General features: G+C 70.1%; 10 protein-coding genes and 1 pseudogene. 8 read left to right on the top strand and 3 right to left on the bottom strand.

Annotated features, from left to right (window positions below):
• Positions 1–441: 441 nt before the first annotated feature.
• The 6 genes and pseudogenes from IPI43_21545 (at position 442) to IPI43_21520 (ending at position 5,722) form a co-directional block, all read left to right on the top strand.
• Positions 442–909 (top strand): H(+)-transporting ATPase, encoded by a 468-nt coding sequence (locus IPI43_21545; protein ID MBK7776685.1) that lies wholly within the window; start codon positions 442–444, stop codon positions 907–909.
• Positions 909–1,592, top strand: coding sequence for an ATP synthase F0 subunit B (locus tag IPI43_21540; protein ID MBK7776684.1), 684 nt, complete (start codon positions 909–911; stop codon positions 1,590–1,592). The genes IPI43_21545 and IPI43_21540 overlap by 1 nt, the downstream gene beginning before the upstream one ends.
• Complete coding sequence (locus IPI43_21535) at positions 1,589–2,131, top strand: F0F1 ATP synthase subunit delta (GenBank protein MBK7776683.1); 543 nt, start codon at positions 1,589–1,591, stop codon at positions 2,129–2,131. The genes IPI43_21540 and IPI43_21535 overlap by 4 nt, the downstream gene beginning before the upstream one ends.
• A gap of 39 nt (positions 2,132–2,170) precedes the next feature.
• The gene (locus IPI43_21530; protein ID MBK7776682.1) at positions 2,171–3,820 is read left to right on the top strand and encodes a F0F1 ATP synthase subunit alpha; all 1,650 of its coding nucleotides are present in this window, start codon (positions 2,171–2,173) and stop codon (positions 3,818–3,820) included.
• A 6-nt stretch (positions 3,821–3,826) separates the two neighbouring features.
• Positions 3,827–4,708 (top strand): ATP synthase F1 subunit gamma, encoded by an 882-nt coding sequence (gene atpG / locus IPI43_21525; GenBank protein MBK7776681.1) that lies wholly within the window; start codon positions 3,827–3,829, stop codon positions 4,706–4,708.
• 15 nt (positions 4,709–4,723) lie between these two features.
• Positions 4,724–5,722, top strand: a pseudogene (locus IPI43_21520) (sucrase ferredoxin).
• A 279-nt stretch (positions 5,723–6,001) separates the two neighbouring features.
• On the opposite strand, the gene IPI43_21515 reads toward IPI43_21520, so the two are convergent.
• The 3 genes from IPI43_21515 to IPI43_21505 form a co-directional block, all read right to left on the bottom strand.
• Positions 6,002–7,324, bottom strand: coding sequence for a homoserine dehydrogenase (locus IPI43_21515; protein ID MBK7776680.1), 1,323 nt, complete (start codon positions 7,322–7,324; stop codon positions 6,002–6,004).
• 62 nt (positions 7,325–7,386) lie between these two features.
• Complete coding sequence (locus IPI43_21510; GenBank protein MBK7776679.1) at positions 7,387–8,019, bottom strand: hypothetical protein; 633 nt, start codon at positions 8,017–8,019, stop codon at positions 7,387–7,389.
• Between the two features lie 17 nt (positions 8,020–8,036).
• Positions 8,037–8,726 carry a gamma-glutamylcyclotransferase gene (locus IPI43_21505; GenBank protein MBK7776678.1) on the bottom strand — a complete coding sequence of 230 codons (690 nt, stop codon included), beginning with the start codon at positions 8,724–8,726 and terminating at the stop codon, positions 8,037–8,039.
• A 46-nt stretch (positions 8,727–8,772) separates the two neighbouring features.
• Between IPI43_21505 and IPI43_21500 the strand changes: the two genes are divergently transcribed.
• Positions 8,773–10,401: a hypothetical protein gene (locus tag IPI43_21500; GenBank protein MBK7776677.1), complete on the top strand. Its 1,629-nt coding sequence runs from the start codon at positions 8,773–8,775 to the stop codon at positions 10,399–10,401.
• A 376-nt stretch (positions 10,402–10,777) separates the two neighbouring features.
• Positions 10,778–14,251: an AAA family ATPase gene (locus IPI43_21495; protein ID MBK7776676.1), complete on the top strand. Its 3,474-nt coding sequence runs from the start codon at positions 10,778–10,780 to the stop codon at positions 14,249–14,251.
• Positions 14,252–14,259: the final 8 nt, after the last annotated feature.

Here is a 14,259-nt window from a genome sequence, read left to right as displayed (position 1 = left end):
GGCGATTCACCCAGACATACAAGTCTCGGGCCACACCTTCGTCGGGGTGTGCGCCATCGCATTACCCGTAGATTCGAAGTATGGGCGCCCGCCAAGACCGACCGCGGTGTGCCCGATCGTTCACAGCGCGGACGAGAACGCGACATGGAGGGCATGCCGAGGGGTCGTCCGGACCGGTCTCCCGGAGCGATTTCATACGCAATTGGCCATGAAACAAGGGACGGGATCACCTCCTCGATCGCGCACCGGCGCTTGACTCACCCCACCCACGCTGCTACGTACGCGCGCGCCGCCGGTCAGGCCATCCCTTGTCTTGCCTGCCGCGTTGGCCCCACGCCCTGCCGTGGTTGCCCCCACCCCGCGCATCCCGGTCACCCAGGCCGCGGCGCGCCGAGCCACCCCTTCGAGCCCGCGCTCGCCGCTCACCAAGAAGACTCCACCATGACCCTGTTGACGAGCACCCTCCTCTCCGGAGGCTCCATGATCGACCTGGACGCGACGCTCGTCGTCCAGATGGGGCTTTTCTTCGTCGCGCTGCTGGTCCTCCACACGCTCATCTTCAAGCCCTTGCTCAAGGTCTTCGAGGCGCGTGAAGAGGCCATCGACGGCGCCAAGGACGCTGCCAAGCAGTTCGAGGCCGACGCGGCTGGTGCCGGCAACGAGTTCGAAGAGAAGATGCGCGAGATTCGCGTGAAGGCTGGCGAAGAGCGCGACCGTTTGCGCTCCGAGGGGGCCAAGCTGGAGGCCAGCATCCTGTCCTCGGTCCAGACCGAGACCCAGAAGCAGCTCACGGACGCGGACGCACAGCTCGAGAGTGAAGCCAACAAGCTGCGCCGCGAGCTGCAGGCCCAGGTGCCCGTCCTCGCGCGCTCCATCGCCGGCAAGCTGCTGCAGCGAGAGGTTCAATGATGACGCGGTCCACGTCCTCTCTCCTCCTCGCGCTGGCCCTCGCGGCCCTCGCGCCGGCCGCGCTCGCGGGCGCCCAGCACGGCGAAGAGGCCGCCCACGAAGCGGCCCCGTCGGCCGACGCCCACGGCGGCGGTCACGGCGAAGCGCTCACCTTCGAGGGCCTGCTCCACAACGAGCACATCACCGAGCTGTACGGCTCGGTCTTCAACTTCCTCATCCTGTTCGGGATCTTCGTCTGGGTCATCAAGACCAAGGTGAACCCGCAGCTGGCGAAGAAGCGCGAGGACATGCAGGAGGCCATGGCCGAGGCCGCGCGCCTCAAGGCCGAGGCCGAGGCGAAGCAGCGCGAGTTCCAGAGCCGCCTCGAGCGGCTGGACGACGAGCTGGACGCCATCCGCACCGACATGGTGAAGGCCGGCGAGGCCGAGCGCGACCGCATCGTGGCCGAAGCGGAGAAGAAGGCGGCGCGCATCCGCAAGGACGCCGACTTCGTCATTGCGCAGCGCTTCAAGCAGCTGCGGGAAGACCTCACCAAAGAAGCCGTGGAGTCGGCCATGGTCGCCGCCGAGGCCGTGCTTCGCGAGAAGGCCACCCCGGCCGACCAGACGCGCCTGGCGGACGTCTACCTGGCTCGCCTCAACGAGGTAGCCGCCGAGGGCGCTGCCCAGGAGAAGCAGGCGTGAGCAACGCAACCATCAGTCGGCGCTACGCCAAGGCCCTGCTGGAGCTGGCCGAAGAGGCCAAGCAGACCCCCACGGTGCACAAGGCGCTGGCCGCCTTCGCCGAGACGTGGGCCAGCAGCGACACGCTCCGCGACCTGTTCGAGAACCCCTCGGTGTCCGCCGAGTCGCGCCAGAAGGTGCTGGACCAGGTAGCCACCCGCTTGGCTGCACCGCCGCTCCTCAAGAACACGCTCAAGCTGCTGGCCGACCGTGGCCGCATGGCGCTGCTGCCCGAGCTGGCAGCCGCGTTCAACGGGCTGGCGCAGACGGCCACGGGGCAGGTGGAGGCCGAGGTCACCACCGCGGCGCCCATGCCCGAGAAGTACTACCTCGAGCTCCAGAAGGTGCTCGAGAAGGTCACCGGCAAGAAGGTCGTCGTCGTCCGCAAGCAGGACCCGTCGATCATCGCTGGTGTCATCACGCGGGTCGGCGACAAGGTCTTCGACGGCAGCGTTCGCAATCGCCTCACCGAGCTCAAAGAGCAGCTCCTCGCTCAGTAAAACCTCAGCCTCACGGCCGCTCACCCTAGGGAGCCCCCAATGCAGCTTCGCGCCGAAGAAATCTCGAACATCATCAAGCAGCAGATCGCCAACTACGACAAGGCGGTCGACGTCGTGGAGACCGGCACGGTGCTCACGGTCGGTGACGGCATCGCGCGCGTCCACGGCCTCGAGAGCGCGATGGCCGGCGAGCTCGTCGAGTTCCCCGGCGGGTTGTTGGGCATGATCCTCAACCTCGAGACGGACAACGTGGGTGTGGCCCTGCTCGGCAACTCGCGCTCCATTCGCGAGGGCGACACGGTCAAGCGCACCGGCCGCATCGTCGAGGTTCCGGTCGGCAAGGAGCTGGTCGGTCGCGTGGTGAACTCGCTCGGCCAGCCCATCGACGGCAAGGGCCCGATCGAGGCCAAGCTCACGCGCCGCATCGAGCTGAAGGCGCCCGGCATCATCGGCCGCCAGCCGGTGACCGAGCCCATGCAGACGGGCCTCAAGGCCATCGACGCCATGGTGCCGGTGGGTCGCGGTCAGCGCGAGCTCATCATCGGCGACCGCCAGACGGGCAAGACCGCCGTCGCCATCGACGCGATCATCAACCAAAAGGGGCAGAACATGTTCTGCGTCTACGTGGCGATCGGTCAGAAGCAGTCGACCGTGTCGAACGTGGTCGAGAAGCTCCGCGCCGCCGGCGCGCTCGAGTACACCATCGTGGTGGTGTCCGGCGCCTCCGAGGCCGCCCCGCTGCAGTTCATCGCGCCCTACACCGGCGTGACCATGGGCGAGTACTTCCGTGACAACGGCATGCACGCGCTCTGCATCTACGACGACCTCTCGAAGCAGGCCGTGGCCTACCGCGAGCTCTCGCTGCTCCTCCGCCGCCCGCCGGGCCGCGAGGCGTACCCGGGTGACGTGTTCTACGTGCACAGCCGCCTGCTGGAGCGCGCCGCCAAGATGGCCGAAGAGTGGGCCGTTTTCGACAAGGACGAGGAGCCCACGCGCGCTGGCCGTGAGGTCTTCATGGGCGGCGAGGCCAAGCACGAGGCCGAGAAGGCCGCCAAGGCCGCTGGCGGCACCAAGGTCGCCAAGAAGATCCCGGACTCGGGCGGCTCGCTCACCGCGCTCCCCATCATCGAGACGCAGGGCGGCGACGTGTCGGCCTACATCCCGACGAACGTCATCTCCATCACGGACGGCCAGATCTTCCTCGAGTCCGACCTCTTCAACTCGGGTGTGCGCCCGGCCATCAACGTGGGTATCTCCGTGTCCCGCGTCGGCGGTAACGCGCAGATCAAGGCCATGAAGCAGGTGGCCGGCACGCTGCGCCTCGAGCTGGCTCAGTTCCGCGCCATGCAGGCCTTCGCGCAGTTCGCGTCGGACCTGGACGCCGCCACCCAGCAGCAGCTTGCGCGCGGTGAGCGCCTCACCGAGCTCCTGAAGCAGGGCCAGTACCAGCCGGTCCCCGTGGCCGAGCAGGTGGTCGCCATCTTCGCGGGCACGCACGGTTACCTGGACAAGCTCCCGCTCCACGCCATCAAGCGCTTCGAGTCCGAGCTGCTCTCGTGGCTGAAGTCCGAGCGCAAGTCCATCCTCGAGACCATCTCGAGCAAGGGCAAGATCGACGGCGACCTCGAGAAGGAAATCGAGAGCGCGCTCGAGGCCTTCTCCGCCACGTTCGAAGCCGGAAAGAAGTAAGCCGCCATGGCGAACCTCAAAGAGATTCGCAAGCGGATCGGCAGCGTCAAGAGCACGCAGAAGATCACGCGCGCGATGAAGCTGGTGGCCGCCGCGAGGCTCCGCAAGGCGCAGCAGGCCATCCAAGAGCTGCGCCCCTACGCCATCAAGACCTACGAGGTCTTGAGCTCGGTCGCGGCGCGCACCAACGAGGACGAGGCCGAGACCATGCACCCGCTGCTCCAGCGGCGTGCCGAGAAGAACGTCATGCTCGTGGTCATCACGAGCGACCGCGGTCTCGCGGGCGCGTTCAACTCGGGCATCACCAAGGCCACGGACCGCCGCTGGCGCGAGCTCGAGGCGGCGGGCGTGAAGGTCTGCTTCGCGGTCATCGGCCGCAAGGGTCGCGACCACCTGCGTCGCCGTGACGCGGACATCCGCCACGAGTTCACCGGGGTGTTCGAGAACCTCTCGGTCGAGCGCGCCGGAGAGATCGCTCGCTTCATCATCGACGAGTACACCTCCGAGAACCTCGACGCTTGCTACCTCGTCTACAACGAGTTCAAGAGCGCCATCTCGCAGGACGTGCGGGTGGAGTCCCTCCTGCCCATCGTGCCGGCGGAAGTCCCCGAAGGCGGCGACGTCGGTGGCGACTTCATCTACGAGCCCGGCAAGCCCGAGCTGCTGGACCGGCTGCTGCCCATGTACGTCGAGGTCGAGGTGTTCCGCGGCCTGCTCGAGTCCGTGGCCTCCGAGCACGGCGCACGTATGACCGCCATGGACTCCGCCACCAACAACGCCTCCGACATGATCGACCGGCTCACGCTCAAGTACAACCGAGCGCGTCAGGCGGCCATCACCACCGAGCTGATGGAGATCATCGGCGGCGCAGAGGCCCTCAAGGGCTGACTCCGGCGCGCGGGTCTGGTATCACACCGGTTCGCGAGCACTCTATGGCCAACCACACCGACTCCCTCGACACGCAGACCGTCGCCGTCTGGCTCAACCAGGCGGCCGGGTTCGCGAAACGCGACAACTTCTACGAGGCGGCGGCGCGCATGCGCTTCGCTTCGGAGCAGGTGGGTGCAGCGCTCGCTGCGGCCACGGCCCCGGCCGAGAAGGCGCAGTGGACGGCGCTTGCCGGCCAGATCGAGCGCTTGCTGGCGGGGTACTCCGCGCAGCACGAGGCCTGGAACGCCAAGATCGCTGCGGGACGGCAGGGGCGTACGGACGCCGCCGCCGAAGAGATGGCGCGTCCGCTGCCCATCCCCGCGGAAAAGTGAGCGGCGCGCGCTGCGCGCTGGTGAGCGCCGAGCAAGGCGAGCCGATGCTGGGCACCGCGCCCGAGGCGTCGGCTTTCTTGTTGGTGGAGGTACGCGGGAGCTGGGCCAGCAAGATTCTGGCGAGCGAGCTGCCCGAGGCCGTGCGCGCCTTCTTGGCAACCGTGGAGCAAGCCACCCGGGGCTCCGCCTGCAGTTCATCCGTGCGCCGCGGCGGACGCGCGGGAGCATCGCCGTGTACCTCTGTCGAGTCGGCCACTTCGTGTCGCGCCTCCCGCTCGAGCGCCTGGAAGACTTGCCCAGCGTGGACGTGGGTTCCTGGCTCACCAACGGCGCGCTGCCGGGCGCCACGCCCGAGGGCCGGGCGCTGACCCTCGTGTGCACGCACGGCCGCCGCGACGTCTGCTGCGCGCTGCAGGGCAACCCCCTGTTCGATGCGCTCGTGGCCGGGAGCGGCGCGCACTCCGCCTCGGAGCTTCCCGTCACCTGGCAGACGAGCCACCTGGGTGGACACCGCTTCGCGCCGGTGGTGCTGAGCCTGCCCGATGGGCACTGCTACGGGCGCGTGGGCGTGGACGAAGCCGAGGCCTTCCTGAGCGCCCAGGGACAGCACCGCGTGCACACTCCTGCGCGGCTGCGCGGCTGCACCAAGGACCCCGCGTGGGTGCAGGCTGCCAGCGTGGCCTACCGCACGGAGACCGACGAACGTGCCTTCGAGGCTGTGGTGGGCGAACTGCACTCGGTGAGCGTCGGCAGCACGCGGCAGGTCACGCTAGAGACCCTTGGCGGTGCGGTGCGGGTGGAGGTGGAGCAAGAGCTCCACGCCGAAGCGCTGCGCCCTGCCAGCTGCGGCGAGGCGCCAACACCCACCACCTGCTGGCGCGCCACGCTCGCGAGCGCCGCGCTGCTCCCGCGCGAGGCGCTACTCCTCGATGCGCAGCAGCTGGGTGGGGGCCACGATGGCGTCGTGCTGTTCGATGACGGCCAGGGCGGCCCGCACGTTGCGCTCCGTGGCGCGGTGCGTGAGCAGCACCACGGAGACGGGGCCGGTGTCGCTGCGCTTGCCGCGCTGCCAGCCGCCCTCTTGGAACATCTGCTCGATGGACACGTCGTTGTCGCCCAGGGCGCTGGTCACCGCGCCGAGCACGCCCGGGCGGTCGTCCACCGTGAGGCGCAGGTAGAAGCGGCCGCGATGGTCGCCGATGTCGCGCAGCTTGGCGTCGCTCAGCGCCACGCGGCGGAAGCCTCGCGCCGGCACGCGCGAGTGCGCGCGGCACTCGAGGTTGCGCGCGATGTCCAGCACGTCGCCCGCCACGCTGGTGGCGGTGGGGCCAGCGCCTGCGCCGGGGCCGCTCATGAGCACGGGGCCCAAGAGCGCGCCTTCGATGGCCACGGCGTTGAGGGCGCCGTGCACGGTGGCCAAGGTGGCCTCCACGGGGACCAGGGCAGGGTGCACGCGCAAGTCGAGGGCGTCGCCGGCCACGCGCGCCACGGCGAGCGGCTTGATGATGAAGCCGAGCCGCCGCGCGAAGGTGATGTCCACGGGCGAGAGGCGGTCGATGCCCTCGGTGGGGATTTGGTCGGCCGGCACGCGCTGCCCGAAGGCCAGCGTCGCGAGGATGGCGATCTTGTGGCACGCGTCGCCGCCCCCCACGTCGAGCGTGGGGTCGGCTTCGGCGTAGCCCGCGGCCTGCGCCTCGGCGAGGGCCACGTCGAACGAGAGCCCCTCCTCGGTCATGCGCGAGAGGATGTAGTTGCTGGTGCCGTTCACGATGCCGCGGATGGCCAGGATGCGCTCCGACGCGAGCGCCTCGCGCAGCACGCGGATGATGGGGATGCCGCCGGCCACGGCCGCCTCGTAGTAGAGGTCCACGCCCTGCTCTTCGGCGAGGTTCCAGATCTCGGCGCCGCGCTCGGCGAGCAGCGCCTTGTTGGCGGTGACCACGTGCTTGCCGGCCAAGATGGCGGCGCGCACCACCTCGTACGCCCGCTCGACGCCGCCCATGACCTCGACGATGACCTGGATCTCGGGGTCGTTCACGAGCTCCATCGGGTCCGTGGTGAGCTTCTCGCGCGGCACCAGCTCGCTGCGCACGCTCCCGATGTCGCGCACGGCGATGCGGCGCACGTCGAGCGGCACGCCGAGGCGGCCCTCGATGGCAGACGCGTTCTCCTTCAGCAGCTGGAGGAGCCCCGTCCCCACAACGCCACAACCCACGAGCCCGATACCGATCGACTTGGTCATCTGGGGCGACCGTAGCAGCCCGCTGCGGGGTGCGCACCGTGGCCGCGGCGCGGAGCCGCGCTTCAGGCGACGTCGGGCGCGACGAGCCGGGTGCGTGGAAAGGCCCCGCCGACGACCAGGCCCACGATGCCGCCGGTGAGCGCCCCGCCCAGCGCGCTGGCCGCGAAGCTGTAGCCGTCCGACGCGGCGGTGGGCACGAACTGCTCCACGAAGAGGGTGGCGACCAAGCCGGCGCACCAGCCGAGCGCGCTGTGCAGCGCGAAGCGTCCGGGCACGGGCGAGAGCACGCGCCGCTGGAGCAGGCCTAGGATGGCTCCGAGCCCAGCCCCCGCCAGCATGGCCACCAGCAAGTCGAGCCCCGGCGACGTGGGCACGGCGGGCTCGAGCGCCGCCAGCACCATGACCAGGCCCCACGCGATGCCCATCCCGAGCGTGGAGGCCAACGCGAACGAACGGACGTTGGTGTATCCGTGTCGCGCCAGGACCACACCCTGGGCCACACCCAGCATGAGCCCCTCGAGCAGCCCCCCCAGCACGCCCAGCAGCGGCAAGAAGCTCGCGGCCGTGCTGCCGGGCTCGACGGCGGCGTTGGCCACCAGCACGGAGAGCGCCCGCGCGACGACAAGGCCCAGGGCCTCGGCCAGGGCGGTAGCGATCACGAGCGCGGGCAGCAGCGGGAGAGGGCGCGCGGACATGGTCTCCCTATACCGCGTCACGAGCGGCGTGCATTCCCCAGGCGGCGTGGTGCGTCGCGCCAGCGGCCACCGGGGATGGGGAGAGCGTGGGTGATGTCGCCGACGTAGCGATAGCCCCAAGCCCACACTCGCCCGCTGACCGTGGCCACGGGGAGCACCACGCGCACGTACTCGGTGGGCAGCGTGTGGAACCCCGTGAAGTCCTCGATGGGGTCCAACACGGCCAGCAGCGGTGCGAGCTCCGGGGTGAGGAACAGCTCCCCGTGGACGCGACCCTCGCCGCCGACGAGGCCGGGCCAGGCGCCCAAGTGGACGAGCGCGCCCGTCACCCATCCGTCGACCGGGGCGACGGATGGCAGCACGCTGCGGATGGCTCCTTCGCGCTCTTCGCCGTGCATCAGCGTGCCGTAGACGAACACGCCGGCGACGGGAGGGGACGACACGCCGCCCAGCAGCGGCCCGAGCGACACGTCCAGCACTGTTCCGTCGCCACGCACCGCGCGCGCCGTGATGGTGGGCTGACCGGCGGCCGCTCCTGACTCCAAGCGGCCTGGCAGTGTGCCGCCCGTGGCCTGGACCAGCCGCGCAGCTGCGCCCTCGGGACCCTGCTCCACGCGGACGTCGCCCAGGAACAGGACGGTGCTCGGCTGGGCCTGCGCGAGCTCGCTCGCGGAGAGGGGCACGAAGCGGGGCAGGGCACGCGACACGCGGAGAGGGATAGCATGCATGGAAGCGAGCTGATACGCAGGCCCCATGAACCCGGCCGGCAGCGAGCGACGAGACAGGTGGTGGGCTGGGCCGGGCGCACGCGGAGCGCTGCTGTTCGTGTTGGGCGGGGTCGCCGGGGGGACCCTGTTCGCCACCTGGTCGGCCCAGCACGGAGCGGCCACGACGCCGGCGTCGGCGCCGTCGGGCAACAGCGTGAGTGTCGCCACCGAGCGCGCGGGCACGGTCGCGGGTCGGTCCTTCGCGGCCGTGGACCTCTCTCAGCGTGGGGTGCTGCGTTGGCTCGCTGTGGGTGGTGGCGCCGACCCGACCGCCACCCAGGTGCAGCTCGAGCAGGACCTCGCGCTGTTCGTCGAGCTGGCGGGCGCGCGCGAGGTGCCGGGGGCCGTGCTGTTCGCGGGGGGGCCGGGGGTGCGCGCCGTTCAGGTGCTGGACCCTGCGGCCGAGCCCGATGGCGACGCCCACCAGGGCCTGCGTGCCGAGCTGGGCAGGCTCCTCGACCCTCGCCCGGAGCGTGACGCGCGCTTTCGCATCCCGCGTCTGAAAGTGGACGCGCCGGCGGAGGCCGCCGCCGTGTTGGCCACCCTGCAGGGGCAGCTGGCGCTCCCAGGGGAGCGGCTGGACGTGTTCATCGCGGCGCACGGAGACGTGGGCGAGAGCCCCGCCGAGAACTACGTGTTGCTCTGGGAGGACAGCTCGTTCGACGCCCGCGAGCTCGCCGCCGCAGTGGCCAGCCCGGATGCACGGCGCAGCGCGCGCTTCGTCATCACGGCGTGCTTCGGTGGCGGCTTCGCCGAGCTCGCCTTCGCGGGCGCCGACGTCAGCGCGGGTCCGGCCCGGCATGGCGCGTGCGGGCTCTTCGCCACCTCGGCCGAGCACGAGTCCAACGGTTGCGACGCGAACCCCGACCGCCAAGCCCAAGAGGGCTACGCGCTGCACCTGCTGCACGCGCTGCGTGGGCAGACGCGTGACGGGCAGTCCGCCACCGGGATTGATCTGGACGCAGACGGACGCATCGGGCTGCTCGAGGCGCACACGCGCGCACGCATGGCTTCCGAGTCGATCGACATGCCGTCGACCACCAGCGAGCGCTTTCTGCGTTCGCTCGACCTCTCAGCCGCGGCGAGCAACGAGGTCCCGCCGACGAACTACAACACGCCGGAGGACGACGCCGTGATCGCCGCACTGGGCGCGCGTCTGGGGCTCGCCGAAGAGAGCGCTGTCGCCGCGGCTCGCGTGTCCGCCGAGGCTCAGCTGGACACGCTGGCCGCCCGCATCGACGAGCAGCTGGTGGCGGAGGAAGACGCGCTCCATGCCATCCGTCTGTCGGTGGCGACACGCTGGCCGGAGCTGCTGGACCCCTTCCGCGCGGACTTCGAGGCGACGCTGAGTGCGAACGCTTCTGCCGTGGCGGCGCTGCTCGACTCCCGAGAAGCACGCGTCCACGCCCGGCTGCAGGAGACGAGCGACCGCTTGCTGATGGAGGAGGACCCGTTGCGGCTCCGCTGGGTGCTGCAGATGCGGCTCGCGCGGGCCTTCGAGACGCGGCGGTTGGCGCGCGTCCTTTCGGCTCGGCCGCTCAGCGACCCCGCTCGGCGCTACTACGAAGCGCTCTTGGCGTGCGAACGTGCGCCCCTCGGCAGCGCGCACCTCTAGCCAGCGTTTGCGGGTCTGACTTTTCAACCCGGTGGGAATGGTGTCTCATGGGCGGACCCATCCATGGAATCCTCCTCGTTGCGAGAAGCCGTCGGAAAGGTCCCCGTGCGCGTCGGGCGCTACGACGTGGTCGGCCTCATCGGCCACGGGGGAATGGGTGACGTCTACGAGGCCATCGACACCGAGCACGGCGGGAGGGTGGCGCTCAAGACGCTGCGCGTGCGCGAGATCGCGCCGGACCGGCTGCTGCTCTTCAAGAACGAGTTCCGCGCGGTGGCGGACCTCTCGCACCGAAACCTGGTGCCGCTGTACGAACTGGGCTGCCACGACGGACTGTGGTTCTTCACCAATTCGCCGGACCATCGACGACGCCTACGTGAGCGGCCCTCGCGCGGTGCTCCGAGCGGCCGACTCCGCGACCCGGGTGGCGAGGCCGAGTGTCAGCTCGGACGCCGAGACGATGGCCGAGCCCGTGGGACCGAGGATCGACACGCCGGTGTGCGACCTCGAATTCTTCGGCCACACGCTGGCGCAGATCCTGGATGCGCTCGAGTACCTGCACCAGCGCGGCGTGGTCCACCAGGACCTGAAGCCCAGCAACATCCTGGTGGAGCCCAACGGCGACGTCCGCATCCTGGACTTCGGGCTCGCACAGCGCATCGGCCAGAGCACCCGGCTGCACAGCGAACGCTCGGTGATCGGGACGCCGCCCTACATGGCACCCGAGCTATGGATCGGCGCGTCGGCCACGCCGGAGTCGGACCTGTTCGCCCTCGGGTGCGTGATGTTCCAGCTGCTCAGCGGGCAACTGCCCGTCGCCGACAAGTGGGTCAACGTTCCGCAGGCGCCGCGGCTCGAGAACGTGGTCGCCGACGTCCCGCGCGAGATCGCGGACATCTGCCATCGTCTGTTGGCGCGTCATGCCGACGAGCGCCCCTCCATCGCCGAGATCCGCGGGGCCCTGGGCTTCGCTCGGCAGCACACGGCGGAGAGTATGTCGGGCCACCCCTTGGTGGGGCGCTCGCGCGAGCGCGAGGTGCTCCAGAGCGCGCTCGCGCGCGTGTGCGACGGGGCCAGCGTCGTCGCCCTGGTGCAAGGGGGCTCGGGGCTCGGAAAGAGCGCGCTGGTGCACAGCTGCTTCGACGAGCCGCAGGGTGGACGCGATGTGCTGGTGCTGCGGGGTCGCTGCTACGAGCGGGAGTCGGTTCCGTACAAGGCCTTCGACGGGATGATCGACGCGCTCGCGGTGCGCCTCTCCACGTATGACGAGCACGAGTTCGCGCGGGTCCTCCCTCCCTGGTTCGACGAGCTGACGCAGGTGTTTCCCGTGCTCGCTCGGCATGGCCGTGCGCGGGCGTCGGACGGAACCACGGTGCCCGCGCTCGAGCTCCGTCGGCGCGTCCTCGAGGCGCTCTACCAGCTGTTGGTGAAGCTCGCTGGGCAGCAGCCGCTGGTGCTCGAAATCGACGACCTACAGTGGGCCGACGCGGACAGCCTCTCGCTGCTTTGGAAGCTCCTGCACGGGGCGCCCCCGAGGCTCCTGCTCGCGCTGTCGCTGCGACCCAAAGAGGCCGCGGAGTCCGCGGACGCGGCGCGCTTCCTCACGACCGTGGGCGAACTGCCCGCGAGCCGCGCGGTGTTCCTCGAGCTGGGCCCGCTCTCGGCGGCAGAAGCCGAAGACCTCGCGCGCCTGACACTGCGCTCTCTCGGTCTGCCCGAGACGCTGGCAGGTGCCATTGCCGCCGAGTCGGGGGGTGTCCCCTTCTTCTTGGAAGAGCTCGCTCTCTCCGCCACGCAGCAACGCGGCAGCGACCCGAGGACCGTGCGCCTCGACGATGCCCTCGCGCAGCGGGCGCAGGCGCTGCCGGGTCCAGAGCGGGCGCTGGTCGAGGTGCTGGCTGTGGCCAACAACCCCATCCCCCGTACTGTGGCCTGCCGCGCTGCAGGGCTCGATGGCAATGTGCCCCGTGTGCTCTCCGCGCTGCATCGCGCCCACTTCGTGCAGAGCGCGGGCGTGCGCGCCGGCGATCGCGTGGGCATCTATCACGACCGCATGCGCGAGTCCGTGCTGGCCCAGCTGTCTTCCGAGCGCACGGCCGCCCTGCACCTCGCGCTCGGCCGATCGCTCTCCACCCTGGTCGAGGAGGCAGCGCCAGGTGCTTGGCTCTTCGACGCGGTGCGACACCTCGCAGCCGCCGGGTCGCTGCTGAGTGAACCTCAGGAGCGCATCGCAGCAGCGCGGATGCACCTCTTGGCGGGGCGCCAGGCGCGGCAGGCCGCGTCGTTCCCCCTGGCTCTGCGCTGCTTCGAAGACGGCATCGCGCTCTTACCGGACGACTGCTGGACGAGCGACTACGAGACCAGCTTGGGGCTGCACGCCGGTGCTGCGGAGGCAGCGTATCTCAACGCCGCTTGGGCGGTCATGGACGAGCGCATCGCCCAGGTGAAGGCGAACAGTCGCACCCTGTTGGACCAGATGACGGCCTGGGTGGTGCAGATCGACGCGCTCGCCGGCCGCCATGAGTACATCGCGGCCATCGATGCCGGGCTCGCCGTGCTCGGGCTGCTGGGGGTGCACCTTCCACGCGATCCCGACGAGGCGTCCGTGGGTGCCGCTTTCGGTCGTGCGCTCGAAGACCTGACGCGTGTCGGACAGGAGGGCCTCGCGGCGCTGCCCGACGCGCGCGATCCTCAGGTGCTGGCGGCCATGCGCATTCAGGTACGCCTCTGCCCCGTTGCGTTCTTCGCTCAGCAGCGGCTGCTCGCACTGATGGCCTGCAACCTGGTGACCACGTCCATCGAAAAGGGGCTGTCCACGGCCACGCCCAACGCGCTGGCGTTGTTCGGGCTGATCCTCAACTCGGCCGGCATGTTCCCGGTCTCTCACGGCTGGGGGCAGCTGGCCATCAAGCTGCTCGACCGCTGGGAGGACCGCAGCCTCGAGGCCGCTACGCGCCACGTGGTGTTCAACTTCGTGTGCCCTTGGATCGTGCCGCTGCGCTCCGTGGTGGTCTCGTCGCGCGCGGTCTTCGACCTGGCCCAGCGCACGGGGGACTTCGAATATGGCTCCTATGCGGCGCACATGTCCACGTACATGGCCTTCGCTGCTGGGCAGAGCCTTGCGCCGCTGTGCGATGATGCGCTGTGGCTCGGCCAGCAGATCCGGTCGTTCGGGCAGATCAACGCCATCCACCTGCACGCCCCGTTCGAGCAGCTGCTGAAGGGGCTGACCGGGGCCAAGCCGGAGCCATGGAACCTGGACGACGAGCGCTTCTCGGAGGCTGCTGCCCTGGCTGCCGCCGAGGCCACCGACGCGCGCGGGAGCATCTGTGTGCATCGTGTGGCGATGGGGATGGCGCGCTTCTACTTCGGGCGCCCCCGTGAGGCGTCGATGCACCTCGAGATCGCCCGCGCGCATCTCGACGCGGTGCCCTCCTGTTGGATGGTCCCACTGTGCCATCAGTTCGCGGCGCTCTCGGCCGCAGCCGCGTGGGACGAGCTGAGTGACGCCGAGCGCGCACACATCCGGCCGCGCATCGAAGAGAGTCTCTCCGCCCTGCGTGAACTCTCGGGGCAGGCTCCCATCAACTTTGCTCACCGCGTGCTGCTGGTGGAAGGCGAGCTGCATCGCTTGGACGGTGACCTGCAAGGGGCCCACCGCGCCTTCGAGGAGGCTCTGACACAGTCCGTGGCGAACGCGTGGGTGGTGGAGACCGTCACCGCGCACGAATTGTTGGAGCGCAGCCTACGGCTCCTCGGTCGGCCGGAGGAAGCCGCCCACCATCATGCCGCCGCGCGGACGACGTGTGCCGCGTGGGGGGCCCGCGCCAAGCTCGACCACGCTTCCTGAGCGGATCC

The sequence above is a fragment of the Sandaracinaceae bacterium genome (genome assembly GCA_016706685.1).
Classification (GTDB): Bacteria; Myxococcota_A; Polyangia; order Polyangiales; family Houyiibacteriaceae; genus JADJJE01.
Note: the sequence above shows the minus strand (reverse complement) of the source record. Positions and strands in the feature narration are given on the sequence as shown.